The 25847-nt window shown below is 63.5% G+C and carries 21 protein-coding genes; 12 read left to right on the top strand and 9 right to left on the bottom strand.

The genetic code is table 11. The features are described from left to right. Window positions 1–6 precede the first annotated feature (6 nt). Together GT748_RS02520 and GT748_RS02515 are read right to left on the bottom strand one after the other, a co-directional pair. A complete protein-coding gene (locus GT748_RS02520) occupies window positions 7–2379 on the bottom strand; it encodes an ABC transporter permease (protein WP_021660447.1) in 2373 nt (790 codons plus the stop codon). 111 nt (window positions 2380–2490) lie between these two features. Continuing rightward, on the bottom strand, window positions 2491–2766 hold the full coding sequence (locus GT748_RS02515) for a DUF1294 domain-containing protein (RefSeq protein ID WP_021660446.1): 276 nt from the start codon (window positions 2764–2766) through the stop codon (window positions 2491–2493). A 376-nt stretch (window positions 2767–3142) separates the two neighbouring features. Here GT748_RS02515 and GT748_RS02510 point away from each other — a divergent pair, with 376 nt between their 5' ends. The 3 genes from GT748_RS02510 to GT748_RS02500 all read left to right on the top strand — a co-directional run bounded on the left by GT748_RS02510 (window position 3143) and on the right by GT748_RS02500 (window position 7158). Then, complete coding sequence (locus GT748_RS02510) at window positions 3143–4897, top strand: hypothetical protein (protein ID WP_161213272.1); 1755 nt, start codon at window positions 3143–3145, stop codon at window positions 4895–4897. Between the two features lie 159 nt (window positions 4898–5056). Further along, window positions 5057–6496 carry an MATE family efflux transporter gene (locus GT748_RS02505; RefSeq protein ID WP_021660442.1) on the top strand — a complete coding sequence of 480 codons (1440 nt, stop codon included), beginning with the start codon at window positions 5057–5059 and terminating at the stop codon, window positions 6494–6496. Window positions 6497–6735: 239 nt separating this feature from the next. Next, the gene (locus GT748_RS02500) at window positions 6736–7158 is read left to right on the top strand and encodes a YjdF family protein (protein WP_021660441.1); all 423 of its coding nucleotides are present in this window, start codon (window positions 6736–6738) and stop codon (window positions 7156–7158) included. A 146-nt stretch (window positions 7159–7304) separates the two neighbouring features. On the opposite strand, the gene GT748_RS02495 is transcribed toward GT748_RS02500, so the two are convergent. Further along, window positions 7305–9071, bottom strand: a complete 1767-nt coding sequence (locus tag GT748_RS02495) for a phosphoenolpyruvate carboxykinase (GTP) (protein WP_021660440.1) — start codon at window positions 9069–9071, stop codon at window positions 7305–7307. A 291-nt stretch (window positions 9072–9362) separates the two neighbouring features. Here GT748_RS02495 and GT748_RS02490 point away from each other — a divergent pair, with 291 nt between their 5' ends. Beyond that, entirely contained in the window at window positions 9363–10067 is a 705-nt protein-coding gene (locus tag GT748_RS02490) for a hypothetical protein (RefSeq protein ID WP_143161565.1), read from the top strand. A gap of 900 nt (window positions 10068–10967) precedes the next feature. Then, window positions 10968–11588 carry a DUF1847 domain-containing protein gene (locus tag GT748_RS02485; protein WP_044993021.1) on the top strand — a complete coding sequence of 207 codons (621 nt, stop codon included), beginning with the start codon at window positions 10968–10970 and terminating at the stop codon, window positions 11586–11588. A 97-nt stretch (window positions 11589–11685) separates the two neighbouring features. On the opposite strand, the gene GT748_RS02480 is transcribed toward GT748_RS02485, so the two are convergent. Both GT748_RS02480 and GT748_RS02475 read right to left on the bottom strand, forming a co-directional pair. After that, window positions 11686–12252: a chromate transporter gene (locus tag GT748_RS02480; RefSeq protein WP_021660434.1), complete on the bottom strand. Its 567-nt coding sequence runs from the start codon at window positions 12250–12252 to the stop codon at window positions 11686–11688. Then, the gene (locus GT748_RS02475) at window positions 12249–12827 is read right to left on the bottom strand and encodes a chromate transporter (protein ID WP_021660433.1); all 579 of its coding nucleotides are present in this window, start codon (window positions 12825–12827) and stop codon (window positions 12249–12251) included. Before GT748_RS02475 ends, GT748_RS02480 begins: the two co-directional genes overlap by 4 nt. 110 nt (window positions 12828–12937) lie before the next feature. On the opposite strand from GT748_RS02475, the gene GT748_RS02470 reads away from it, so the two are divergent. After that, window positions 12938–13867, top strand: a complete 930-nt coding sequence (locus tag GT748_RS02470; protein WP_073260991.1) for a LysR family transcriptional regulator — start codon at window positions 12938–12940, stop codon at window positions 13865–13867. Here GT748_RS02470 and GT748_RS02465 read toward each other — a convergent pair. Beyond that, window positions 13855–14166: a hypothetical protein gene (locus GT748_RS02465; RefSeq protein WP_143161564.1), complete on the bottom strand. Its 312-nt coding sequence runs from the start codon at window positions 14164–14166 to the stop codon at window positions 13855–13857. The genes GT748_RS02470 and GT748_RS02465 overlap by 13 nt on opposite strands. A gap of 118 nt (window positions 14167–14284) precedes the next feature. On the opposite strand from GT748_RS02465, the gene GT748_RS02460 reads away from it, so the two are divergent. The 6 genes from GT748_RS02460 to GT748_RS02435 all read left to right on the top strand — a co-directional run bounded on the left by GT748_RS02460 (window position 14285) and on the right by GT748_RS02435 (window position 21781). Beyond that, a complete protein-coding gene (locus GT748_RS02460) occupies window positions 14285–16684 on the top strand; it encodes a transglycosylase domain-containing protein (RefSeq protein ID WP_052537744.1) in 2400 nt (799 codons plus the stop codon). A gap of 520 nt (window positions 16685–17204) precedes the next feature. Then, window positions 17205–17645, top strand: a complete 441-nt coding sequence (locus GT748_RS02455) for an ACT domain-containing protein (protein WP_021661525.1) — start codon at window positions 17205–17207, stop codon at window positions 17643–17645. 3 nt (window positions 17646–17648) lie between these two features. Further along, on the top strand, window positions 17649–18884 hold the full coding sequence (locus GT748_RS02450; protein WP_161213273.1) for a homoserine dehydrogenase: 1236 nt from the start codon (window positions 17649–17651) through the stop codon (window positions 18882–18884). Window positions 18885–18935: 51 nt separating this feature from the next. Beyond that, complete coding sequence (thrB, locus tag GT748_RS02445) at window positions 18936–19835, top strand: homoserine kinase (RefSeq protein WP_021661523.1); 900 nt, start codon at window positions 18936–18938, stop codon at window positions 19833–19835. Window positions 19836–19871: 36 nt separating this feature from the next. Further along, window positions 19872–21077, top strand: a complete 1206-nt coding sequence (locus GT748_RS02440) for an aspartate kinase (RefSeq protein WP_021661522.1) — start codon at window positions 19872–19874, stop codon at window positions 21075–21077. A 326-nt stretch (window positions 21078–21403) separates the two neighbouring features. Next, complete coding sequence (locus GT748_RS02435; protein WP_021661520.1) at window positions 21404–21781, top strand: DUF4180 domain-containing protein; 378 nt, start codon at window positions 21404–21406, stop codon at window positions 21779–21781. Window positions 21782–22104: 323 nt separating this feature from the next. Here the strand turns inward: GT748_RS02435 and GT748_RS02430 are convergent, their stop codons facing one another. From GT748_RS02430 to nadE, 3 genes are all read right to left on the bottom strand, one after another. After that, on the bottom strand, window positions 22105–23460 hold the full coding sequence (locus GT748_RS02430; RefSeq protein ID WP_021661518.1) for a PFL family protein: 1356 nt from the start codon (window positions 23458–23460) through the stop codon (window positions 22105–22107). Between the two features lie 12 nt (window positions 23461–23472). After that, the gene (locus tag GT748_RS02425; protein WP_021661517.1) at window positions 23473–23742 is read right to left on the bottom strand and encodes an ACT domain-containing protein; all 270 of its coding nucleotides are present in this window, start codon (window positions 23740–23742) and stop codon (window positions 23473–23475) included. Between the two features lie 71 nt (window positions 23743–23813). After that, window positions 23814–25592, bottom strand: a complete 1779-nt coding sequence (gene nadE, locus GT748_RS02420; RefSeq protein ID WP_052537743.1) for an NAD(+) synthase — start codon at window positions 25590–25592, stop codon at window positions 23814–23816. Window positions 25593–25847: the final 255 nt, after the last annotated feature.

Here is a 25847-nt window from a genome sequence, read left to right as displayed (position 1 = left end):
CTCCTTTTATTCAATGTTGTTGGTCTCGCGGGGGGAGATGCGGCGGATGGGGAGGGCCGCCAGGGCGCTGACGGTCAGGGTGACGGCCAGCACCAGCAGAGGGTAGAGCAGGTAGACCTCCAGCGGGTGGACGACGAACTCGATGTGGCTGGCCCCCATCATCTCAAAGGCCTTGGCCGCCGAGAGCTGGGCAATGGGCCCCGAGAGGGCCGCCCCCAACAGGGTGGCCGCCGCCAGGATGATGCCGATGCGCAGCACCTGCCAGGCGAGGATGGCCTCGTCCCGAAAGCCGATGCTCTTGAGCATCCCGATCTCGCCCTTTTCCCGGGTGAGAAAGCTCTTCATCATCAGCAGGGCCACCAGGGCGTTGATGGCGAGGATGACCGCCACGATCAGCTGCTTGACCTGGTCGACCTGCTCGGCGGTGTCCCCGATCATATAGCTGACGTATCCGGCCCCGGTGTAGATGCGCTCGCGCGGGAAGAGCTCTTTCAGCCGCTGGGCCCGCGCGGCGATCTCCCCCTCGCCGGGGTGGTCGCGAAAGGCCACCTGGGTGGCAAAGCCGCCGAACCCGTAGTGGTAGTCGAGATCCTCCTTTTCCGAGAAGCGGATGCCCTCGCCCAGATTGTTCATCGACTGGTAGATGGCGGTGACCAGGAAGGACTTCTCCTCCCCGCCGATCTTGATTTTGACCCGGTCGCCGATCTGGGCGCCGACGGCGTCGGCAGTGATGTGGGTGAGGGCCACCTCGCCGGGCCCGGCGGGGGCGCTGCCACTGGAATAGGTGTAGCGGCCGGCGTCGACGCCGGTGCCCTGAATGGCAAAGGCGGAGGTGCTCTCCTCCCCCAGGGAGATGCGAAAGCGAAAGATGGTCTCGGCCCAGCAGTCGGCGGACATCCCCTCCTGGGCCAGCGTCTCCTCGGTCTGGCGCAGGTGGGCGCGCAGCTTCTCCCGTCCGCCGGGGACCAAAAACTCCATGGTGCGCTCGTCGCTGTTTAGGTAGAGGTCGCTCTCGACCATCCCGAACAGGTCGATGAGATGGCCGCTGCCCAGCGTGTTGACGGTGTTCACCGGCACGATGATGAGGACGATGCCGATGGTGAAGGTGACCAGCAGGGCCGCAAAGCGGCGAAAGCCGCTGAGGATGTCTCCCAGAGCCAGAAAGGGGAGGACCGGCATCCGCCCGCGGGAGAGGCGCAGCGCCCCCTTGCGGTGGAACCGCTCGCCGCTCTTCCCGCTGCGGATGGCGTCGATGGGGGAGAGGGAGCCGATGCGCCGGGTGCAGAGGGAGCAGAAGGAGACGACCACCGCCACAATGAGGACACAGCAGAGCAGGTGGAGGAGGACCCTGCCGCCCCCGGCGGCGGGAAGGACGATGTTTTTGCCCACCCGCTCCAAAAAGAGGTTGCCGAAGGGGATGCTGGCGAAGAAGCCGGCGGTCGCCCCCGCCAGGGCGATGGCCAGATATTTGACCAGGTAGAGGCCGCGGATCTTGCGGGCGGGGATGCCGATGGCCTTCATGATGCCGATTTCGCGGTACTCCTCCTCCAGGGTGAAGGTGATGGTGAAGCGGAGGATGACCAGGGAGATGAGGATGAGGCAGGCGCTGACGGCCAAGAGGGCCGCGGCGACCACCGTGTCCATGACATAGGTGGTGGCCACCAGGGAGCGGTCGCAGGCCACCACCGCGGGAAAGCCCAGGCGGTTGTACGCCCGCTGCAGCGCCGGGGCGTCGCCGGTTTTGACCGAGTAGATGGCGCCGGTCTGGTTGTCCCAGTCGCCCTCCCGGGCAAGGGTCTGGTAGTCGCCCTGGCTGATGAGCAGCCGGGAGGAACCCATCATGGAAGAGCCGAGAAAGGCGTCTTTGACGTTGCCGGCGACGGTGAAATCCATCTCCAGCGCCCCGGTGCGCAGGGTGATGGTGTCGCCCCGGACCAGACCGGCGTCCTCCATCACCTTGAGGGGGAGGTAGATGGTCCCGTCCTCGATGGCGGTGAGGGGGCGATCGCCGCTGTCGAAAAAGGTCAGCTGGGCGTCGAGGGAGCTGAGGAAGCCGGTGTTTTGCAGTTCCAGCGCCTCGCCGTTTCGCCAGAGGTTTTGCCCCAGGTAGAGGTGCTCGCTGCGGCCCCAGCTCTCCACCAGTTCGCTCTCGTTTAAAAAGTCGATCAACTCGCCGTCATTCCCGCCGTTGTTGGCGGTGACGACTGTAAAATCCCCCAGACCGGCCCTGTCAAAATAGCTGTCCAGGGCGGTGGAGATGGCGATCAAGTTGCCGGCGCTGCTGGCGATGAAGGTCGCCGCCAGGGCGATGAAGACGAGGAGGATGGCGTTCATGGTCTTTTTGCGCCGCAGGTCCTTTTTTAAGATGTGCAGGTACATGAAAAAGCCCCTTTCTGCTCTCGGTAAGACCGAGTATAGGGCAAAAGATATTAAAGAATCCTTAAATCCAAAAAGGACAGAAAAAAAGAGGGCGGCATCGCCCTCCCCCCTTTACGCCCGGCCCAGCCACAGCCAGGCGGCCATCCCCGCCAGCCAGAGCAGACAGAGGGCCGGGACCCCCCAGGTGAACTTTCTGTGGCGGGTCTTGTGGTGAAACCAGTGCATCCCCAAATAGAAGCCGGGCCCGCCCCCCAGCGCGCAGAGGGTGAGCAGCGACCGCTCGGAGATGCGCCAGCGGCCCTTGACGGCGGCGCGCTTGTCCGCCAGGCAGGCAAAGAGGGCCGCCAGATTGACGGCGGCCAGATACCACCAAAAAAAGACCGGCACGGCGCTCGCCCTCCTTTATAAAAGAGATGGTTTTTTACAAGTATACCAGAGGGGGGAGAGGGGGACAAGGGGGAAATACCGGCAGCGGCGCACGGAGGGACGGGGAAGGAACCATTTGGTGATAGAGGAATATTTGTCCATTTATCTTGACAAAATCTTCAAAAAGAGGTATGGTGATTGTGCAAAAGTGTAAGTTTTCGTTCTGAATATAAATGTATTTTGTTTATTTTTGTATGCCAACTTGTGTTCGTCACAGGTTGGTTTTTTTGTTTGTTTCAGCCAAAACGGCGGGGCGAACGACAACCTACACCTTTTTAGCAGGGAGCGGCCACTGCGGCTGCCCCCGCCAACAAACTCATTTTACAGGAGGGAAACCATGAAGATGAAGAGAGTGCTGTCGGTCCTGTTGAGCCTGGGACTGGTGGTGGCAGCGGTCCCCGCCCAGACCCTGGCCAAAGGGGAGGAGACGGTCCGCATCTCCAGCTCGCAGGAGCTGGTGGAGGCCATCCACAACCAGAAAGACGGGCAGACCTGGGTGCTGGAAGCGGGTCTTTACGACCTGGGAGACGACTGTCTGGACGTTGTGGCAAACATCAATGGGGTGGAGAAGGGGTTTGTGTTCCCCCTCTTTGCCAATGATTTGAGCATCCGCGGCGAGGGCGAGGTCTCGATCATCAGCTCGTACGACCCCGCCACCGGCAACTGGGCCGGGCAGAACTTCGTCACCGTCGGCGGCGACGGCGTCACCCTGGAGAACCTGACCCTCAAGGGGAACCCCAACAGCTTTTACGACGGCCAGTGCAACAAGGCCATCGAGCTGATGGGCGGCAAGGACCTGACCCTGAAAGACATTGTGTTGGGCACGCTCCAAGCCTCCGACGGCTCTGTCAGCAGCGGCTCCATCTACATCAGCAGCGCCGATGCGGGCAACACCGTCATCGAAGGGGTGGAGATGGCTTCCTGGATCAGCGCCAAGTCGGTCACCTCGGGCTCGGTGACGGTGAAAAACGTGACCCAGGACTTTGCCGACAACACCTATGCGGGCTATTCCGACGAGGTGTACGGCTACGCCTGGAACCCCGGCGTGAGCGGGGACAAGGTGTCCCTGGAGGGGCTGACCATCAAGGTCGACAACAAGTCGAACTTTGTCAAGCAGATTTCGGACAACCTGCGCCCCGGCACCACCGTGGAGCTGACTGAGGACATCGCCGTGAGCGAGATGGTCTACCTCCGTGCCGACGGGGTGAGCATCCGCGGCAGCGGTCACACCATCACCGCGGCCGACAATTTCCAGATGGGGAGCCACGGCCAGATCAACCTCGTGAAGGTGGAGGCCGACGGCGTGACCCTGGAGGATCTGCAGCTGGTGGCCACCGCGGCCAACAAACACGCCCTGGACATCTGGGGCGCCGACGGGGTGACCCTGCGCAATGTGGAGCTGGACCACAGCGCCGCCAAGACGGGGGCGCCGCTGGTCAACAACAGTTCCAACGTGACCATTGAGGGGACCTTCCGGGCCGTGACCGGGGAACACTCCTGGTACGGCGTGAACCTGGACGACAGATACGGCAAAGCCACCCTCACCTTCGCCGAGGGCGCGGCGGTCAGCTACGAGAGCAAGGCGGCGGAGGAAAAGCCCTTTGTCTACCTGGAACTGGCCACCACCAAGCCCAGCGAGGCCATTGTCAACCCGGAAAACGGCGGCCTGCTGCTGGACCCCGAGAACGGCCAGTTTGTAGAGCACAGCCACCAGTACGGCAGTTGGCAGAGCGATGAGGCCGAGCACTGGAAGAGCTGCGAGTGCGGCGCCGAGAGCGAGCGCGCCGCCCACACCTTTGTCTGGGTGCTCGACAAAGAGGCCACCGAGACCGAGGCCGGCAACAAGCACGAGGTGTGCAGCGTCTGCGGCTATGCCCGGGCGGCGGTGGAGATCCCCGCCACCGGTTCCCAGACCACCCCGCCGGACGAGGAGGAGCCCGGCGACACCCCGGAGGAGCAGCCCGGCGAGGGGGAGAAGGCCGACACCCCCACCACCGGCGACAGCGCTATCCTGCTGGGGGCCGGCCTGGCAGCCGCCCTCGGCGCGGCGGCCCTGGTGGTGCTGAAGAAGCGGAAGGCCAGCGCCCGCTAGGGAGCGGACAGACAGAGAGCCAAAAGAGAGAAGGGGGACGGCCGTCCCCCTTCTCTTTTTGCGCAAAAACAGGGGAGGAGGGCGCTTTACATTTGAAAAACGGGGTCTTATAATACATGTGAACAATACGTTACAGCGAGAAAGACAGGTGATGGACCCATGGCAAGCGAACCTTCCGGCGCGACCGAGGACCGCGCCCAACTCCTCAAGATGACCACCGAACCGGTGGGACGGCTCATCGGCAAACTGGCCGTCCCCACCATCATCAGCATGCTGGTGACCTCCATCTACAACATGGCGGACACCTTTTTTGTCAGCCAACTGGGCACCAGCGCCACCGGCGCCGTCGGGGTGGTGTTCTCCCTGATGGCGATCATCCAGGCAGTGGGCTTTACTCTGGGCATGGGCTCGGGGAGCAACATCTCCCGCCTGCTGGGGCAGGAGAAGAAGGACGAGGCCGACCGGGTGGCCTCCACCGCCTTTTTTACCGCCCTGCTCCTGGGGCTCTGCATCACGGTCATCGGCCTTCTGTCCATGAAAAACCTGATGCGGCTGCTGGGCGCCACCGAGACCATTCTGCCCTACGCGCAGGACTACGCCCGCTACATCCTCTTCGGCGCGCCCATCATGTGCGCCTCCTTTGTGATGAACAACGACCTGCGCTCCGAGGGGAAGGCGGTCCTCTCGATGGTGGGGATCGCCACCGGCGGGGTGCTCAACATCGCCCTGGACCCCCTCTTCATCTTTGTCTTCGACATGGGCATCTCGGGGGCGGCCATCGCCACCCTGCTCAGCCAGTGCATCAGCTTTTGCATCCTTCTCTCCAACTACCTCTTTCGCCGCAGCACCGTGCGCATCCATATCCGCAAGGTGAGCCTGCGCTGGGACCTCTACCCAAAAATCGTGGTCACCGGCATGCCCTCTTTCTTCCGGCAGGCGCTGGCCTCCTTTGCCTCCATCTCCCTGAATGTGGCGGCGCGGGCCTACGGCGACCCGGCGGTGGCCGCCATGTCGGTGGTGGGGCGGGTGTTCATGTTCATCCTCTCGGCCATGCTGGGCTTTGGGCAGGGCTTTCAGCCGGTCTGCGGCTACAACTACGGCGCAGGCCGCTATGACCGGGTGAAAAAGGCCTACCTCTTCTGCCTGAAGGTGGGCTTCTGCGGGCTGCTGGTCCTCTCGGCAGCGGGCTTTGCCCTCGCCCCCAAAATCATGGCCGTCTTCCGCCGGGACGACCCCGTGGTCATCGCCATCGGCGCCCTGGCCTTTCGCCTGCAGTGCTGCAGCCTGCCCCTGCACTCCTTCATCGTCATCAGCAACATGCTCTTTCAGTCCCTGGGCAAACCCCGGCAGGCCACCTTCATCTCGGTGGCCCGGCAGGGGCTGTTCTTCCTCCCCCTCATCTACACCCTGCCCTCCCTCATCGGGGTGCTGGGGGTGCAGTGCAGCCAGCCCATCGCCGACCTGGTGACCGCCCTGGCCTGCGTGCCGATCGTCCTCCTCTTCTTCCGGCAGTTAAACGCGCAGATCGCCGCCATGCCCCGAGAGGGGGCGGCTTCTCCGCAGGGAGAGCCCGCACCCCAGCCCCAGAAGGCCGATTGACCCGCCACACGAAAACAAACAGGAGCGCCCCGACGGATAGCAGTCGGGGCGCTCCTGTTTGCCCTTGACTCCCCCCTAAAAGGGTGTAGAATGGCCTTGCGGGGATAAAAACACGGCCTGGTCGGGTAGTCCAGGCGCGGCGCAAGCCGTCAGTAACCTGCCTCCTTTGGTTGTCCCTTCTCCGCTGGGTGCGCCGACAGGCGCCCCGCAGGATATTCTCTTTAAAGGAGGGATCGTCTGTGGTACAGACAAGGGCGAAACTGACCGTGTACTTTGAGGACCCGTTCTGGGTCGGGCTCTACGAGCGGTGGGAGGACGGCCGGGTGGAGGTCTGCAAGATCACCTTCGGCGCCGAGCCCAAAGACTACCAGGTCTACGAGCGGATGCTCGCGGGGTGGGACCGGCTGCGCTTCAGCCCCCCGGTCGCGGGGGAGGACCCAGCGGGTGACAGACGGGTGAACCCCAAGCGGATGCAGCGGGTCATCCGCCGCGCGCTGGAAGGGCGGGGGAACGGCACCAAGGCCCAGCAGGCGCTGCAACTGCAGCGGGAAGCGGGTAAGAAAGAGCGCCGCACCTTTACCCGCCAGCAGCGGGAGGCCGAGCGGGAGCGGCAGTTTGCCCTGCGCCAGGAAAAGCGGCGGGAGAAACACCGGGGCCACTAGGGACCCGCGCCCACAGGTCAAACGCGCCCGGCGGTAAAAGCCCGCCGGGCGCGTTTGGCGCGTTCCCGTACCCTTTTGAGAGGCGGGGGATGCAAAAAGGGCCTGCGCAATGTTGCGCAGGCCCTTTGTCGCACGAAAGGGGAAGGTTACTTGTTCAGGTTCTCCTCCAGGATCTCCAGCTGGTGAGCCAGCTCCTTGGGCAGGTGATCGCCGAACTTGCCGTAGAACTCGTGAATGCCCTTGGCCTCCTCTTTCCAGAGGTCCACATCCACGCTCAGCAGGCCCTTCAGGGTCTCCAGGTCGATGTCCAGGCCCTCGAGGTTGATGTCCTCGGGCTTGGGCTCGTAGCCGATGGGGGTCTCAACGGCGTCGGCCTTGCCGTCGCAGCGGTTGATGATCCACTCCAGCACCCGCATGTTGTCGCCGAACCCGGGCCAGATAAAGTGGCCTTCGTCGTCGGTGCGGAACCAGTTGACGTTGAAGATCTTGGGGGCCTTGTCGCCCAGCTTCTTGCCCATCTCCAGCCAGTGGGCAAAGTAGTCGCCCATGTGGTAGCCGCAGAAGGGGAGCATGGCCATGGGGTCGCGGCGGACCACGCCGACAGCGCCGGTGGCGGCGGCAGTGGTCTCAGAGGCCATGATGGAGCCGACGAAGACACCGTGCTCCCAATCTCTGGCCTGGTAGACCAGGGGAGCGGTCTTGGCGCGGCGGCCGCCGAAGACGATGGCGGTCACCGGCACGCCCTCGGGGTTGTCGAACTCAGAGCTGATGCAGGGGCAGTTGATGGCGGGAGCGGTGAAACGGCTGTTGGGGTGTGCGCCCTTGACGCCGCTTTCAGGATCCCACTTGTTGCCCTTCCAGTCCAGGGCGTTTTTCGGCGGGTTCTTGTCCAGGCCCTCCCACCAGACGGTGTTCTCGTCCAGGTTGTGCACCACGTTGGTGAAGATGGTGTCTTTCTGGGTGGAGATCAGGGCGTTGGGGTTGGATTTCATGTTTGTGCCGGGGGCGACACCGAAGAAGCCGTTCTCCGGGTTGATGGCCCACAGGCGGCCGTCGTCACCGATGCGCATCCAGGCGATGTCGTCGCCGACAGTCCAGACTTTGTAGCCCTTCTGCTGGTAGATCTCGGGGGGGATGAGCATGGCCAGGTTGGTCTTGCCGCAGGCAGAGGGGAAGGCGGCGGTCACGTACTTGACCTCGCCCTGGGGGTTCTCAAGGCCCAAAATGAGCATGTGCTCGGCCATCCAGCCCTCGTTTTTGCCCTGGAAGGAGGCGATGCGCAGAGCAAAGCACTTTTTGCCCAGCAGCACGTTTCCGCCGTAGCCGGAGTTGATGGACCAGATGGTGTTGTCCTCGGGGAAGTGGACGATGTAGCGCTTCTCCTCGTCGATGTCGGCTTTGGAGTGCAGGCCGCGGACAAAGTCGTTGGACTCGTCGCCCAGGTGATCCCAGGCGGCCTGACCCATGCGGGTCATGATGGCCATGTTCAGCACCACGTAGGTGGAGTCGGTCAGCTCGACGCCGACTTTGGACAGCTTGGAGCCGACGGGGCCCATGCAGTAGGGGATGACATACATGGTGCGGCCCTTCATGACGCCGTCAAACATGGCGCCCAGCTTCTCGTACATGACCTTCGGGTCCTCCCAGTTGTTGGTCGGACCGGCATCCTCTTTGTTGCGGGTGCAGATGAAGGTGCGGCCCTCGACACGGGCCACGTCGTTTTCAGCGGTGCGGTGAATATAGCAACCGGGGAGTTTTTCCTCGTTGAGCTTGACCATCTCGCCGGTGGAGACGCTCAGCGCGCGGATCTCTTCGAGCTGCTCCTTGCTGCCGTCGATCCAGACAACCTTGTCCGGCTTGCACAGCGCGACCATCTCGTCGACCCAGTTCAAGACATTCTTGTTGTTCGTCATAGGTGATATGCCCCTTTCTAAAGTGCGGTTTTGGTTGTAAAAAAACAACTTTCCCTGTTTACCATTATAGCGAAGAAAAGGTGAGATTTCAACTTGAAAACGCCGTTTTATTAGGTGAATTTGCATAATTATAGTCGTTTCACATTGTAGCAAACGACGAATATGACGGTCATTGACAGAAAATTAACAGCATTCAAAAAATGCTTCTGGCTTTTTTGGGTCGTCTGTGATAGACTAAAAGTTATCGAAAAAACACAGGCGGCCAGGCCCGCCCTGCAAGGAGGACAACCCGTGCTACCCATTTTGTTGGCCGTTGCCATGGCCGCCCTGGGCTATCTCACCCAGACCGGCAAACTCACCCTGTTTGTCACCTACTACAACCCCGACATGAGCGAGGAAGAGATGCAGGAAATGGAGGCAAAGCGCAAGACCAGCGCCGTGCGCAGCCTCTACCTCATGGGGGCGGCGGCCGCTGTCTCGGGGGTGCTGTCCCTGTGCAATCTCTACTTTTATAAAGAGCTGTTCATGGGCATCTACCTGGGGCTGTTTGTCCGCTTTCTCTGCAAGACCTTTGTCAGCGCCGGGACAAAGACCATGAAGCTGGTCTTTGTGCTGGCGGGCATCCTCACCGGGTTTCTCTACTTCTCCGTCAGCTTTACCTTTGCCTTCTCCCCCAACAGCTACACCGTGCAGGACGGCACCCTGGTGATTGCCGGGGGCGAAAAGGGGGAGGTGCCCCTCTCCGGGGCCAAAATCACCCTGCAGAGCGAGCTGCCCCAGCGCCAGAAGGCCGAGAGCCAGGTGAAGGAGTTCAACGGCACCTTCCGCGGCCAGTACCTGCTGGCAAACGGCGAGAGCGCCCACCTCTACCTCAACGGCGGCAGCGGCTGCGCCGTCCGCCTGGAGGGGGAGAGCGGCATCTACTACTTCACCGGCGCCAGCGACGAGGAGACCAAGGAACTCTACGCCCTCCTGGGGGGCACCATCGTAGAATAGACGCCCAATGCGTGGGAGAGGCCGGCCGCAAGGCCGGCCTCTCCTGTTGTGAAGGGATGGCGGCAGAGGAGAGGCAGGCGACCCGGCTGCGGGGCGGAACTTTCAGGCGCGCCCGCTGAAGCGGCGTTTGGGCGGCGCGCTGGCCGTCACCGGCGCGCCGCAGGGCAGGGACCCTAAAAAGAGGCTGGGGCGGGCCTTTGCAGTCCTGGGGTGAGCGCCCTGTGCCGAGGCTGCCGGGGGAGGGCCGCTCCCTGGCGGTGAATATACTCCTGCTCCCTTTACCACTGAGGAGCCAAGGGAGCTGACGGCCGCCGATTGGGAAAAAAGAGAGACTGCCATGACCTTGGACAGCGGACTGTGAGCAGAGCGGGCCGTCCTGGTCCCGGCGCGGGGTGGTAGCAGCCGGGCCCCCTTCCCCTGGCTTTGACCTCCATCTCCTTTGCCGCAAACAATGGGGCCAAGACGAGTCGTCCTGGCCCCATTGTTTGCGGCTGCAGTCTGCCCCCTTCCTCTGTCTCGACCGTCCCCTTCCTTTATTGCAAACGATGGGGCTGAAGCGGGCCGTCCTGGCCTCAGCGCGGGGTGGCCGCAGCCAGGGCCCCTTCCCCTGTCTCGATGGCCGCTTTCCTTTGCTGCAAACGAGGAGGGCCGGGACGAGCCGCCCTAGCCCCGGCGTGGGATGGCTGCAGCCGTGGCCTCTTTCCCTGCCTTGCCCGCCCGCCTTCCCTTGCCACATACGATGGGGCCGAGGCGCGCTGCCCCACGGGTGAGGAGGGGCTTGCAGAGGTTGGGGTCCCCATCTACATTCCCGATGGGAAAAGCGATTGCTTCTCCGCCCGGGTCGAGGTATCATGGGGGAAAGGGTCGCCAATACCGCGGCCCGCAGAGAGGAGAGAGATCGTGTACTACACCTGTGGAAGTTGCACCGTTCACGGTTGCCAGTCCGGCGACTTTGAGAAGTTGCCCAAAAACTGCCCCATCCGCAACACCCCGCTGATGGAGGCCGCCTTCGCCAAATACGGCGAAGAGGAAAACCACAAGTTCTACCTGGAGAGCTCCAAGATCGAGGCTACCGGCTACGGCCGCTGGCCCCGGGTGCGGGAGATCACCGAGTTCTGCAAGGCCATGGGCTACCAGAAGTTGGGGGTGGCCTTCTGCGGCGGCTTGAAGGAGGAGGGGCGGATCGCCTGCGAGATCTTTCGCGCCCACGGCTTTACGGTGGTCTCGGCCATCTGCAAGGCCGGCGGGGTGCCCAAGGAGCAGGTGGGCCTGGGAGAGGAGGACAAGGTCCACCCCGGTCAGTTCGAGCCCATGTGCAACCCCATCGCCCAGGCCATGCTCTTAAATGAGCAGCAGACCGAGTTCAACATTGTCATCGGCCTCTGTGTGGGGCACGACTCCCTCTTTTACAAATACGCCCAGGCGCCCACCACCACCCTGGTCACCAAGGACAGGGCCCTGGCCCACAACCCGGCGGGCGCCCTCTACTGTGCCCACTCCTACTTTAAAGATAAGGTCTAACCGGTCAAGAGTGCACAAAAGCGCCGCCGTCTCCCCCCTGGAGACAGCGGCGCTTTTGCTATGGAAATCCCCGAGAGGGGAAGGGGAGGACAGGAATTTACCCCATAAAGGGAAAGATGATGGCGCCCAGGACCCCGCAGCCCACCATCACCCAGATGGGGTTGGGTTTCCACTTGCGCAGGACGAAGAGGGCGGCGGCAAACATCGCGGCGCAGATCCAGTCGACGCTGGCGGGCGACCAGCTCACCGCGCCCCCCTGCCAGAGGGAGAGGATGAGGATGGACAGCCCCGCCGAGGCGATGAGGGCCACCACCGCCGGCCGCAGCCCCTTTAAAATCGCCTGCATGGCGTCGAGCTGGCGGTACTTGGTGTAGATTTTGGCCAGGGCGATGACGATGATGCAGGAGGGGATCACGCAGCCGATGGTGGCGACGATGGAGCCCCAGAACCCGGCGATGTGGGTGCCCACGAAGGTGGCCGAGTTGATGGCCACCGGCCCGGGGGTCATCTGGGAGATGGTGATGATGTCGGCAAACTGGGTCATGTCCAGCCAGTGGTGTAGGGTGACCACCTGGTTTTGGATCAGCCGCATGGAGGCGTAGCCGCCCCCAAAGCTGAACAGGCCGATTTGGAAGAAGCTCCACAGCAGCTGCAGGTAAATCATTTGGACACCTCCCCGCTCTTTTTCTGCCGGAAGCAGAGAAAGCCGATGAGGCCGCAGGCCAGCACGATGAAGGCCACGTTGACATTAAAGACGTAGGTCGCCACAAAGGCGGCCGCCATCATCAGGATGGAGAGGAGGTTCTTCTCCTTGGCGACCCCCCAGCCCATGGTCACGGTGACGTCGACGATGACCGCCGCCACCCCGGCCTGCATCCCCCGCAGGACGTTGGCCACCACCTGGTTGGCCCGAAAGGCCTGGTAGAACAGGGAGATCACCGAGAGGATGATCAGGGGGGGCAGCACCGTGCCCGCAATGGCCACCAGGGCCCCCAACATCCCCGCCAGGCGGTAGCCGATGATGATGGCCGCATTGACGGCGATGGGCCCGGGGGAGGACTGGGCGATGGCCGTCAAATCGAGCATCTCGTCCTCCTCCAGCCAGTGGTACTGCTGCACAAACTTCTTGCGCATCAGGGGGATGATGACATACCCGCCGCCAAAGGTAAAGGCGCTGAGGGTGAAGGTGGAAGAAAACAGCTTCCAGTAAAACCGCAAATCTCTCTTTGCCAACTGCATGGCCTCCTCTTTCTCTTTTCACCCCCAGTATACGCCTTGCATTTTAATAAGTAAAATAATATAATTTTATAAGATAAATATCGAATCGCTTATGAAAAGGGGGGAGCGGGATGACCCTGCGCCACCTGCGCATCTTCACGGCAGTCTGCCAGTGCGGCAGCGCCACCGAGGCGGCCCGCCGCCTCTACATGACCCAGCCGGCGGTGAGCCTGGCCATCTCGGAGCTGGAGAGCCACTACGGCGTCCGGCTCTTCGACCGCATCTCCCGGCGGCTGCACATCACCGAGCCGGGGCGGCAGCTGCTGGCCCGGGCCGGGCAGATCCTCGACCTCATCGACCAGCTGGAGGAGGAGATGCCCGGCGGCCGGGGCGGCCGGCTGCGCATCGGCGCCAGCATCACCGTCGGCAGCGAGTTCCTCCCCGGCTGCGTGGAGCGGTTTTCCGCCGCCTGGCCGGAGGTGGAGGTGCAGGTGCGGGTGGACAGCAGCGAGACCATCGAGGGCCTCCTGCTGGAAAACCGGCTGGATATGGGGCTGATGGACGGCCCCGCCCGGGACGGCCAGCTGGCCGCCCACCCCTTTTTGGAGGACGAGCTGGGCCTTTTCTGCCGCCCCGGCCACCCGCTGCTGGCCCGCCAGCCCCTGCCGCCGGGCGAGTTGGCCCGCCAGCCCCTCCTGCTGCGGGAGGCGGGCAGCGGCGCCCGCAAGGTCTTTGAGAGCGCCCTCATCACCCGGGGGATGGAGGTGAGCCCTGCCTGGGAATCCAGCTCCACCCGGGCGCTGAAGGAGGCCGCCCGCCAGGGGCTGGGGATCGCCGTGCTGCCGGTGCGGCTGGCCGCCGAAGAGATGGCCTCCGGTGCCCTCTGCCGCCTGGCGGTGGAGGGGATGCCCCTGGTGCGCAGCCTCTGCGCGGTCTACCACAAAAACAAGTACCTGACCCCGGCGGCCACCGCCTTTTTGGAAATCTGCACCGGCGCAAAAAGCGGCCCGGCCAAAGGGCCGGGCCGACAGGGGGGCGGGGGGCGCGATCAGCTGGAATAGTCCTGCAACAGCCCCTCCAGCTCCTGGCGGCTCTCCGCCCAGACGCCCTGCAGCAGGTGTTGTTGTTCCTCTTCCGGCAGGGCGCTGAGGGTCACCTCTCCGCAGAGTTCGGGCTGGCCGGAGCCGCCGGCGTAGACGGCCAGCTGCCCGTTTTCCACCCGCAGAAGATAGCGGGAAGGGGCCTCGGCCTGCATAGAGTCGGCGCCGCGGTGCCATCCTACCAACAAGCTGGAAAGAAATAGGGCCGCGCAGCAGAGAAAAGCGGTCACGGTCGAGAGAATCCACCGGTTTTTCGTCACATCAATCACCTCTCGAGTCCAGTATTCTCTTAAAAATAAATGAATATGCAGAAAAATCGGTTTAACAAAATCGACGGTATATGCTATAATAACTTACCATTGGAAGGAGGTTATGCTTGTGCCCAACCAAAAATCGCCGGACGGCGGCAAGTCCCCGTCGGAGAAAAAGAAGGGAACCACCAAGCAGACCGCCGCAAACGCCGCCTCGAAAAAGGGCCAAAAGGGCCCCAAGCGGAAACTGCGGGAGAGAAAATGGTTCAAGGTCTGCCTGACGGTATTCTTTATCCTGGTGATCGTGGTGTCCATTGCGGCCACCTCTTTCATGATGTACGTCTTCAGCACCATGAAAAACGACGACCAGATCTTGAGCCTGGAAAATGTAAAGCTGGCCTTTACCACCATTGTATACGGCAAGGACGGGTCGGGTGAAGAGGTGGAAGTGACCCGCCTCAACTCGGCCGAAAACCGCATCTGGGTGGACTATGAGAACATCCCTGAAAATATGATCCACGCCGTGGTGGCGGTGGAGGACGAGCGCTTTTACAAGCACCACGGGGTGGACTGGAAGCGCACCATCGCCGCCACCGTCAACGAGATCATCCCCATCTACAAGGGGCGGCCAGGCGGTTCCACCATCACCCAGCAGCTCATCAAAAACATCACCCACGACAAGTCCACCAACTTTTTGGAGGGGTATGCCCGCAAGGCGCGGGAGATTTTCCGCGCCCTGAACCTGGAGAAGATGTACTCGAAAGAGGACATCCTGGAGGCCTACCTCAACACCTTCCACCTGGGCAACAACACCGACGGGGTGCAGGCGGCGGCCTATGTCTACTTCGGCAAGGACGTGTCTGAACTCTCCCTGGTGGAGTGCGCCTCCATCGCCGGCATGACCCAGAGCCCCTCCGAGTACAACCCCTTTATCCACCCCGAGAACAACAAGACCCGGCGGGACTACGTGCTCAGCAAGATGCTGGAACTGGGCTACATCACCCAGGAGGAGTACGACGAGGCGGTCAACACCGAGCCCGAATTCAAGAGCGAGGAGTACGCCGCCAACGCCCAGAAGATCGAGAGCTACTTCACCGACTACATGATCGACGACGTCATCGATCACCTGATGGAGAAATACGGCTACACCAAGGAGGAGGCCACCAACTACCTCTACACCGGCGGCCTGCGCATCTACTCCACCGTGGACACCTCGGTCCAAAATACTCTGGAATCGGTCTACGAAAACGACAAGAGCTTCCCCAACGTGTCCAGAAAAGAGACCGTCACCGACGAGGAGGGCAACAAGAGCGAGGTCACCATCCGCCCCGAATCGGCGGCGGTGGTGATGGATTTCGAGGGCAACATCCTGGGCCTGGTGGGCGGCCGGGGCGAGAAGACGGTCAACCGGGCCCTCAACCGGGCGGTGGTGGCCGGCCGCTCCAACGGCTCCACCATGAAACCCCTGGCGGCCTACGGGCCGGCCATCGAGCAGGATCTGATCACCTACTCCACCGTCATGGACGACTCCCCGGTCAAGACCCTCAACGGCCGCCCCTGGCCCAAGAACTACTACGCGGGCTACAAAGGGAAGATGACCGCCGAGACCGCCCTGAAAAAGTCGGTCAACACCGTGGCGGTGCGGACCATCCAGAAAGTCGGCGCCAAAAACAGCTATGAGTTCTTGAAGGAAAAGCTGGGGATCACCACCCTCACCGAGAGCGATGTGGACGACAGCCTGGCACTGGGGATGCTGACGGACGGCATCTCCCCCCTGGAGGTGACGGCCGCCTACGCCGTCTTCGGCAACGGCGGGGTCTACTACGAGCCCCGCACCTACACCCGGGTGGAGGACCAGTTCGGCAACGTGGTGCTCGACGGCAGCGAGTTCGGCAGCAACCGCGCCTTCTCCGAGTCCACCGCCAAGGTGACAAACCAGATGCTCCAGCAGGTCCTGCAGTCGGGGGGCACCGCCGCCTCGTTCCGCTACGGCTCCATGCCCCTGGCGGGCAAGACCGGCACCACCGACTCCGACACCGACAACAATCTGCCCCGCGACGTGTGGTTTGTGGGGATGAACCCCTACTACGTGACCGGCGTCTGGTGGGGTTACGACTCCAAGTACGGCGTGTCCGAGAGCGGCTATCCCCCTGCCGCCATCTGGAAGAACATCATGAGCCAGATCAGTTCCGGCAAGGCCTACAAGAACTTCCCCAACGCCTCCGGCGTGGTGCAGAAGACCTACTGCGTCAAGAGCGGGCTGCTGGCCTCCGACAAGTGCACCGAGACCGCGGTGGGCTGGTACAAGACCTCCAACATCCCCGAGACCTGTTCTGGGGTGCACGAGGGCGATCCCCCGGTGGAGGAGGAGCAAAAGCCGCAGAGCAGTTCGGCGGCCTCGTCGAGCGGGTCCAGTTCGGCCAGTTCCAGCGCCTCCAGCTCTTCCAATTCCTCCAGTTCGGCCAGCTCTTCCAGCAAACCGGTGGTGCCGCCGGTGAGTTCCAGCCAGGCGGCCCCCAAGCAGTGATTTCCCCCGCCTGGGAGCGGACGGCACACAGTTGACAGATTTTGAGGACCGGGCGGCAGCCAAGCCGCCCGGTCCTCTTTTTTTGCAGCTTTGGCATCCCAAGGCTCCGGTCCTGCCGGGGAAGGCAGCTGCTTTGACCACAGGGTCTCCTGAACAGTGGGGCGCCAAAGGTGCAAGCGAAAGGCCGGGGTATGGGCGATGAGCAATAAACTCCGACGGCGTGGCTTTACCGGCGACAGTGCGATGAAAAAATATGATGCCCCTTGCGGGGCGAAGCCCGTATCGCGCCCTTTCGGGCTGGTGTGCGCCCCGCCAATTTCGCCGGGGAGATCCGTCGGGGACCCCGACGGTGATACCGCCCGTCCTCACCCCCCAATCCGCCATTTTTTTGGGGGAATCGCCGAAGTCAACAAAAGGAAACGAGTTTTGGAGGGTTTCGGCAAAAAAATGGTTGTCAATTTGGGCAGATGGCGCTATACTGTATCTTACAGAAAAACAACAGTGTTTGTGAGGTGGACTTATGCAGGACACACCTAAGTTTCTGCTGGTGGATACCGGGGCGCTGCCCCCGGTGTTTTTAAAGGTGGTGGAGGCCAAGGAGATGCTGGCCCAGGGCCTTGCCAAAAATTCCAGCGAGGCGGTGAAGAAGGTGGGCATCTCCCGCAGCGCCTTCTACAAGTACAAAGACCGGGTCTATCGCCCGGCGGGGGACAGCCGGCAGCTGTGCACCTTCTCCTTTTCCCTGCGGGATGAGCCGGGGGTCCTCTCCCGGGTCATCAACACCATCGCAAACAGCGGCGCCAACATCCTCACCATCAACCAATCCATCCCCATCGATGGGGTCGCCCCGGTGACCATCTCCTTTCGCATGGGCAGCGCCTGCCTCCCGCTGGAGGAGCTGACCGAGGAGATCGGGCAGTTGGGTGGGATCGTGGAATTAAAGCAATTGTTAGGAGAGTAGCAAATGATACAGGTAGCAATCATCGGGTACGGCACCGTTGGCTCCGGCGTGGCCGAGGTCATTGAGAGAAACGCCGAGGGCATTGCCCGCAAGGCCGGGCAGCCCATCGCCGTCAAATACATCTGCGACATCCGCGACTTCCCCGGCGACCCCAACGAGGGGAAGCTCTGCAAGGATTTCGGGGTGGTCTTAAAAGACCCCGAGGTCTCGGTGGTGGTGGAGTCCATCGGCGGGCTGAAACCCGCCTACCAGTTTGTAAAGGACAGCCTGCTGGCCGGCAAGAGCGTGGTCACCTCCAACAAGGAGCTGGTGGCCACCCACGGCTGGGAGCTGCTGCAGATCGCCAAAGAGAGGGGGATCCAGTTCCTCTTTGAAGCAAGCGTGGGGGGCGGCACCCCCATCATCCGCCCCATCTACCAGTGCATGGCGGCCAACGAGTTCACCGAGATCGCCGGCATCCTCAACGGCACCACCAACTTCATGCTCACCAAGATGAAGCGGGAGGACCTCTCCTTTGACGAGGCGCTGAAGCTGGCCCAGAGCCTGGGGTACGCCGAGACCACCGACCCCTCGGCCGACGTGGACGGACACGACGCCTGCCGCAAAATCTGCATCCTCGGCTCCCTGGCCTTTGGGCGGCACATCTTTCCCGCCCAGGTGCCCACCGAGGGGATCCGCGCCATCACCACCGCCGACATGGCGGCCGCCGGGCGCCTGGGCTACGCCATCAAACTCATCGGCCGGGCCAAGCGGCTGGAGGACGGGCGAGTGTTGGCCGAGGTCTGCCCGGCCCTGCTGCCAGGGGAGAGCCAGCTGGCCTCGGTGAGCGACGTGTACAACGGCATCCTGGTGCGCTCCGACATGCTGGGTGACGTCCTCTTTTACGGCCGGGGGGCGGGCAAGCTGCCCACCGCCAGCGCCGTGGTCAGCGACATCATCGACTGCGTCAAGAGCGAGGACGTCCACCGCACCCTCTTCTGGGTCAAGAGCGAGGAGGAGTTCCTGGCCGACCCGGCAGAGGACGTGCTGCGCCGCTACCTGCGGCTGGAGGGCGGCTCACAGGAGGCCCTCTCCAAGGCCGCGGCCGCCGCCTTTGGCGCGCCCGAACTGGTGCAGCCCAGCGGGGAGGGGATCGTTTGCATCCTCCCCGCCCAGAGCGGCAAGGCCTTTGCCGCCGGCATCGCCGCCCTGCCCGATTGGGCCAAGGTGGCCACCGCCCTGAAGGTGCTGCCCTACTGATCCGGCGCCCCGCGAGGGGATGCAAATTTTGACCATTGGAGGGACTCATTCGTGATCCACATCACCGTGCCGGCCACCAGCGCCAACATCGGCGCAGGCTTTGACTCGCTGGGGCTGGCCCTCAATTTGCAAAATGAGATCTATATGGAGGAGTGGGACGGCCCGGCCATCTCCTCCCGCGACGGGCGGCCCGTCCCCACCGGGGAGGACAATCTCATCTACCGCACCGCCAAGGCCCTGTATCAGCGGGTGGGCCGCCCCTTTCGGGGGCTGCGCATCGAGCAGGTCAACAACATCCCCATGACCCGGGGGCTGGGCAGCAGCTCGGCCTGCATCGTGGGGGGGCTGTTGGGGGCCAACACCCTGCTGGGCGAGCCCCTCACCAGAGACGAGCTGGTGGACATGGCCGCCCATCTGGAGGGGCACCCCGACAACTCCACCCCGGCCATCCTGGGGGGCTTTGTCTCCGCCGTGCTCGAGGAGGAGCACGTCTACTACGTGAAAAAGGAACTGGACGAGGGGATGCACTTTGCGGCCTTTATCCCCAATTTCAGCCTCTCCACCGAGGTGGCCCGGGCGGCGCTGCCGCCCCAGGTCAGCCACAAGGACGCGGTCTATAACCTCTCCCGGGCGGCGCTGATGGCCACTTCCATCTGCACCGGCAAGCTGGAAAACATCCGGGTCGCGGCGGGGGACCGGCTGCACCAGCCCTACCGGCTGGGGCTGATCGAAGGGGGGCAGCGGGTCTTCGACATCGCCTACGAGTGCGGGGCCCTGGCGGTCTTTGTCAGCGGCGCCGGCCCCACCATCCTCGCCCTGGTGGACGCGCAGAACGCCGCCTTTGGCGACCGGGCGGCCGCCCTGCTCCAGGCCCAGCGGGAGACCCGGACCTTTGAACTGGTCAAACTTCGCCCCGACAATCGGGGGGCAACGGTGCGCGTCTGCGAATAGATATAAGAGTGATGAGAAGAAAGAGGAGGGATTCCCATGGCTTTGGTCGTGCAGAAATTCGGCGGTAGCTCGGTGCGGGATGCCGAGCGGGTGCGCAATGTGGCGCAGATCGTCACGGATACTTACAAAGCGGGCAACAGTGTGGTGGTGGTGGTCTCCGCCCAGGGGGACACCACCGACGACTTGATCGAAAAGGCGGCGGAACTCAACCCCAACGCCTCCAAGCGGGAGATGGATATGCTCCTTTCCAGCGGGGAGCAGCAGAGCTGTGCCCTGCTGGCCATGACCATTGAGGCCATGGGCTATCCGGCCATCTCCCTGACCGGCTGGCAGGCGGGCTTTTTCACCACCAGCAACTACTCCAACGCCCGCATCCACCGGGTGGACACCGAGCGGCTGCAGGCCGAGTTGGACCGGCGCAGCATCGTGGTGGTGGCCGGTTTTCAGGGGCTCAACAAGTTCGACGACATCACCACCCTGGGCCGGGGCGGGTCGGACACCTCGGCGGTGGCGCTGGCGGCCTCGCTCCACGCCGACACCTGCCAGATCTACACCGACGTGGACGGGGTCTACACCGCCGACCCCCGCAAGGTGAAAAACGCAAAGAAACTCGACGAGATCTCCTTTGACGAGATGTTGGAGCTGGCCACCCTGGGCGCCCAGGTGCTGCACAACCGCTCGGTGGAGATGGCGAAAAAATTTGGGGTGCAGATCGAAGTGCTCTCCAGCCTGAGCCGGGTGCCGGGCACCATTGTGAAGGAGGATGTAAAGATGGAAAAGATGTTGATCAAGGGCGTGGCCAAGGACGAGCACGTGGTGCGCATCACGGTGGACGGGGTGGCGGACCAGCCGGGCACCGCCTTCAAGATTTTCTCCCTGCTCTCCAACCACAAGATCAACGTGGACATCATTTTGCAGACCCCCCCGAAGGACGGCTTCCAGGCCATCAGCTTTACCATCTCCGACGACCAGAAGGACGAGGCCCTGGCGGTGTTGGAGCGGCACGGCCACCGCTACCCCGGCGCCAAGATCTACAGCGAGGACGACATCGCCAAGGTCTCCATCGTGGGGGCGGGGATGCAGTCCAACCCCGGCGTGGCCGCCGACATGTTCGCCGCCCTGGGGGATGCGGGCGTCAACATCAAGATGATCTCTACCAGCGAAATCAAGATTTCGGTCATCATCGACCGGGCGGACGCCGACCGGGCGGTCTCTGCCATCCACGGCGCCTTTTACGACTAATCGGGAGAGAAAAGAGGGGGGAGCGCCCCCTCTTTTTTTGTGGCAACGCCACCTCCCCAACCCCCAATTTTGCCGGGGAGACAGATCGCTTTTGCACAGGGCGCCCTGAAAGAAAGGGCCGGAGGCGAAAAAGGGGAAGCGGCTTTGGGGACGGATGACGCAAAACAGCATCCGAAATTGCCGGTCTGTCGGCAACGCGCGCAGCGCAGGCAAACATTCGCGATGCCCCCTTGCGGGGCCGATGCAAGCCGCCCATTTTACCGGTGGTTTCGATTGCCAAAATGCCCTGCAGCGGACGGGGTGCTCACAGAGAGGAGAGAGATGAGATGAAATGGACAATACAGGCCGTTGGCGATGGGTCCATCGCCGTGTTGGAAGGGGTGCAGGAGGCCATCTGTGACCTGCCGTCCGCCCTGGACGTGATTGCGGCGACGGCATTTGAGATGGGGTGTCACAAGCTCGCCATCGAGAAGGAAGCCCTCGCCGAATCCTTTTTTGACCTCCGCACCGGATTGGCGGGCGAGGTGTTGGAGAAGTTTGTCCAGTACCGGGTGCAGGTGGCCATCTGGGGGGATCATTCGGGGTATGCCAGCAAGGCCCTGAAGGACTTTATTCGCGAGAGCAACCGGGGGAGGGCGGTCTTTTTTGCCGACAGCAGGGAAGAGGCCCTGTGCAAACTGGGACAGCCTGCCTCGGCGAGATAGAGCGGCTGTCTTCGCTGAAATAAAAAAGCCACCCGGATGGGTGGCTTTTTTGCAATTGGGAGGGGCCGGGCGGCCGCCGCTCTTTTTAGATGGCTTTAAGCGCTTTGCAGCGCAGCCCCGCAAACGAGCTCCGTTTGCTTGGCGGCACCGGCTTTGCCAAAGCACAGCTTTGGCATTTGCTCCGCAAACCGGCCGCTGCCCTTTCGCTGGTTTTTCAGGCTCTGTAGCACAGCCCCGCAAACGGGCTCTGTTTGCTTGGCGGCATCGGCCTTGCCAAAGCGCTGCTTTGGCATTTGCTCTGCAAACCGGCTGCCGCCATTTCGCTAGTTTTTCAGGCTTTGGAGCGGGGCCGGGATGCGGCCGCCGCGGGCGATCATCTTGGCGGGGGAGGCGTAGTTGACCTTCATGATGGGGGCGCTGCCGAAGAGGCCGCCGAATTCCAGCTCTTCGCCCTCCTTTTTGCCGATGGCGGGGATGATCCGCACGGCGGTGGTCTTGGAGTTGACCATCCCGATGGCGGCTTCGTCGGCGATGATGGCGCTCAAGATGTCGGCGGAGGTGTCGCCGGGCACGGCGATCATGTCCAGCCCCACCGAGCAGACGGCGGTCATGGCCTCCAGCTTTTCCAGCAGCAGGCAGCCCGAGCGGGCGGCGTCGATCATCCCCGCGTCCTCCGACACCGGGATAAAGGCGCCCGAGAGACCGCCCACGGCGGAGGAGGCCATGACCCCGCCCTTCTTCACCGCGTCGTTGAGCATGGCCAGGGCGGCGGTGGTGCCGTGGGCACCGCACTGCTCCAGCCCGATTTCCTCCAGGATGTGGGCTACGCTGTCCCCCACCGCCGGGGTCGGGGCGAGGGAGAGGTCCACAATGCCGAAGGGCACCCCCAGGGCGCGGGAGGCCTCGGCCCCCACCAGCTGGCCCATGCGGGTGATTTTAAAGGCGGTCTTTTTGATCAGGTCGGCCACGTCGGTCAGGTCGCCCCCCTCCATCTTGGAGAGGGCGGCCCGCACCACGCCGGGGCCGGATACCCCCACGTGGATGACGCAGTCGGGCTCGCCCACCCCGTGGAAGGCGCCGGCCATAAAGGGGTTGTCCTCCGGCGCGTTGCAGAAGACCACCAGCTTGGAGGGGCCCACGCAGTCGCGGTCAGCGGTGTTCTCGGCACTCTGGCGAATGATCTGGCCCATCAGCCGGACGGCGTCCATGTTGATGCCCGCCTTGGTGGAGCCGATGTTGACCGACGAGCAGAGCCGGTCGGTGACCCGCAGCGCCTCGGGGATGGACTCGATGAGCTCCAAATCGCCGGGGCCAAAGCCCTTTTGCACCAGGGCGCTGTACCCGCCGATGAAGTTGACCCCCACCGTCTCGGCACAGCGCTGCAGGGTGCGGGCGTACTTCACCGGGTCGCCGCCGCTGGCCCCCAGCAGCATGGCGATGGGGGTGACCGAGATGCGCTTGTTGATGATGGGGATGCCGTACTTGCCCTCGATCTCCTCCCCCACCTTGACCAGGTCGCGGGCGCGGGTGGTGATTTTTTGGTAGATCTTTTCGCAGGAGCGGTCGATGTCGGAATCGGCGCAGTCCAGCAGGGAGATGCCCATGGTGATGGTGCGGATGTCCAGGCTCTCCTCCTGGATCATCTTGATGGTCTCGAGTATTTCGTTGGTGCTGATCATGAGCCGCCCTCCCTAAATGCGGTGCATCGAGTTGAAGATGTCCTCGTGCATCAGGTTGATTTGCAGGCCCCGCTCCTGGCCCAGGGTCTCCAGACGGGCGCGCAGCTCGGAGAGCTCCAGGTTGCACTTGGAGATGTCCACCACCATGATCATGGCGAAGATGTCCCCCAGGATGGACTGGGTCACGTCCTGCACGTTGGCGTTGGCCTCGGCGCAGACGGTGCTGACGGCCGCCAGGATGCCCACGGTGTCCTTGCCGATAACAGAGATAACAGCTTTCATCTTTTCTTCCTCACTTTGCTTCTATTTTGAAAGGCCGCCCGCCGGGGCGGCGAACAGACGGGTGACGGGGGTCAGACCGAAATGGCCTCCACCGCCTCTAAAAAGGTTTTGGAGCCCATGTCGCCGGGCATGGCGAAGGCCCCGCCCGAGAGGGTGACGTCGGTGATGACGGCGCACTCGGGGGCGCAGACCCGTTTGAATTGCGAGGCGCAAAACCGCTTGTAGAAGAGGCCCAGCTTCTCCTTGATGTAGGCGCCGGTATAGCGCTCGCCAAAGGCTGCGCAGGCGTAGTAGAAGATCTTCTCCGGCGGCAGGCCGTAGCGCAGGTGGTGGTAGAGGATGAAGTCCAGCAGGTCGTACTCCCCCAAAATCTCCTCGGTCTTCTGGGCGATGTTGCCGAACTCGTCGGGGGGGAGCAGCTCTGGGCTGACCGGGGTGTCCAGGATGTCCTGAATGAAGGGGGCGGCCTTGGCAAAGCGCTCCTCCAGCCGCCGGCAGACGGCCCGCACCAGGGTCTTGGGCAGGCAGATGTTGACGTTGAAGTTGGCCAGGGCGTCGCCGCCGAAGGTACAAAAGCCCAGCGCGGCCTCCGACAGGTCGCCGGTCCCCACCACCAGGGCCCCGGTCTCGTTGGCGATGTCCAGGCAAATTTGGGTGCGCTCCCTGGCCTGGGCGTTTTCAAAGGTGACGTTGTGGCTTTGGGGGTCGTGGCCGATGTCGGCAAAGTGCGCCTCCACCGCCGGGCCGATGGGGATCTTGCGCAGTTTTGCGCCCACCGCCTCGCAGAGCTTTTCGGCGTTCGACTTGGTGCGCTGCGAGGTGCCGAAGCCGGGCATGGTCACTGCGGTGACGGCCGAGCGGGGCAGCCCCAACCGGTCGCAGGCCCCGGCGGCCACCAGCAGTGCCAGGGTGGAGTCCAGCCCGCCGGAGAGGGCCACCACCAGCCCCTTGATGCCGGTGTTCTCCATCCGCACCGCCAGGCTCTTGACCTGCAGGGAGAACAGCTCGTCGAGCTGCTCAGGGCGGGTGATGAAGGGGTTTTGCCCCAGGGGGCGCAGCAGCTTTTTGCCGCCGGTGCGCACCGGCACCGAGAAGGCGGGCTCAGGCCGCCGGAAGGCGGGGAGGGTTTGTCCCCGCCGGTACCCGGCGATGATGTCCAGATCCACATCGCAGACGGCCGCGGGGGGCCCGCTCACCGCCTGGGCAAAGGCCAGCAGCCGGTCGCACTCGAAGACGGCGGTCTGGGCGGTGAAGAGCCGGGGGGCGGACGAGTCCCCCTCGCCCCCCTGGGAGAGGACACAGCAGACCCCCAGGGCGGCGCTGACCTCCTTGATTTGGCGCAGCACCCGGTCGCCGTAACCCAGCCGGTCGGGCTCGCAGGCGCAGAGGAGGAGGAGGTCGGCCCCGCTCTCCACGATCTCCCGCGCGTAGAGGGAGAGGTGCGCCGGGTCGCCGAAGAAGAGGGCGGCGGTGCCGCCGCCCACCGAGAAGGTGGGGAGGGGACGGCCCAGTTCGGTCTCGGCGGGGAGGTCCAGCAGCAGCTGTCCCTCCCGGTAGAGGTAGGCGCGCTCCCCGCCGGGGGCGGGGGCGGTGAAGAGGAACAGCCCCCCCAGCGCCGCCAGCTTGGCGCCGAGATAGGGGTGCAGCTCCCCGGCCGTCTTGGCAAACTGGCCGTTTTGGGCCAGGTCGCCCAGCGAGCCGCCGGTGAGGGTGTATTTGGGCAGCAGCACCAGGTCGGGGGCGCGATCCCCCAACTGCTGGGCCGCCTCGATCAGGGCCTCGGCGCTTTTGTGCATGTCCCCCAGGGAGATGCGAGAGGTGAGCGCCGCCACCCGTACAATGCTTTCCAAAAAAGAGACCTCCTTGCCAAAAAGAGATGGGGCCCCGGCGCGGACAGCGCGCCCGCGGCGGGGGGAAAGGGGGGCATGCGCCGGCGCGCCGCCCCGCCCAAACAGGGGGGAGGGGCCGCCGGCTGCCGGGCCCGCCCTGGCGAATATCGCCATGCGGTCATTATAGCATATTTCTCCGCCCAAAAACACCGTGCAGGGGCAGAAAAATGCGCCCGGTAACGGGTTTTTGCCCGGCGCGCCCCCCTTGTGCGCAGG

It is taken from the genome of Bittarella massiliensis (ex Durand et al. 2017), assembly GCF_009876955.1.
Classification (GTDB): Bacteria; Bacillota; Clostridia; order Oscillospirales; family Ruminococcaceae; genus Bittarella; species Bittarella massiliensis.
This window is presented reverse-complemented; position numbering and strand designations above follow the sequence as displayed.

Bases quoted from the DNA above. Each gene is read 5' to 3' on its own strand.
- GT748_RS02520 (WP_021660447.1), bottom strand. From the start codon at position 2,379: ATGTACCTGCACATCTTAAAAAAGGACCTGCGGCGCAAAAAGACCATG.
- GT748_RS02510 (WP_161213272.1), top strand. From the start codon at position 3,143: ATGAAGATGAAGAGAGTGCTGTCGGTCCTGTTGAGCCTGGGACTGGTG.
- GT748_RS02505 (WP_021660442.1), top strand. From the start codon at position 5,057: ATGGCAAGCGAACCTTCCGGCGCGACCGAGGACCGCGCCCAACTCCTC.
- GT748_RS02495 (WP_021660440.1), bottom strand. From the start codon at position 9,071: ATGACGAACAACAAGAATGTCTTGAACTGGGTCGACGAGATGGTCGCG.
- GT748_RS02480 (WP_021660434.1), bottom strand. From the start codon at position 12,252: ATGATTTACCTGCAGCTGCTGTGGAGCTTCTTCCAAATCGGCCTGTTC.
- GT748_RS02475 (WP_021660433.1), bottom strand. From the start codon at position 12,827: ATGCAGTTGGCAAAGAGAGATTTGCGGTTTTACTGGAAGCTGTTTTCT.
- GT748_RS02470 (WP_073260991.1), top strand. From the start codon at position 12,938: ATGACCCTGCGCCACCTGCGCATCTTCACGGCAGTCTGCCAGTGCGGC.
- GT748_RS02455 (WP_021661525.1), top strand. From the start codon at position 17,205: ATGCAGGACACACCTAAGTTTCTGCTGGTGGATACCGGGGCGCTGCCC.
- GT748_RS02450 (WP_161213273.1), top strand. From the start codon at position 17,649: ATGATACAGGTAGCAATCATCGGGTACGGCACCGTTGGCTCCGGCGTG.
- GT748_RS02440 (WP_021661522.1), top strand. From the start codon at position 19,872: ATGGCTTTGGTCGTGCAGAAATTCGGCGGTAGCTCGGTGCGGGATGCC.
- GT748_RS02435 (WP_021661520.1), top strand. From the start codon at position 21,404: ATGAAATGGACAATACAGGCCGTTGGCGATGGGTCCATCGCCGTGTTG.
- GT748_RS02430 (WP_021661518.1), bottom strand. From the start codon at position 23,460: ATGATCAGCACCAACGAAATACTCGAGACCATCAAGATGATCCAGGAG.
- GT748_RS02425 (WP_021661517.1), bottom strand. From the start codon at position 23,742: ATGAAAGCTGTTATCTCTGTTATCGGCAAGGACACCGTGGGCATCCTG.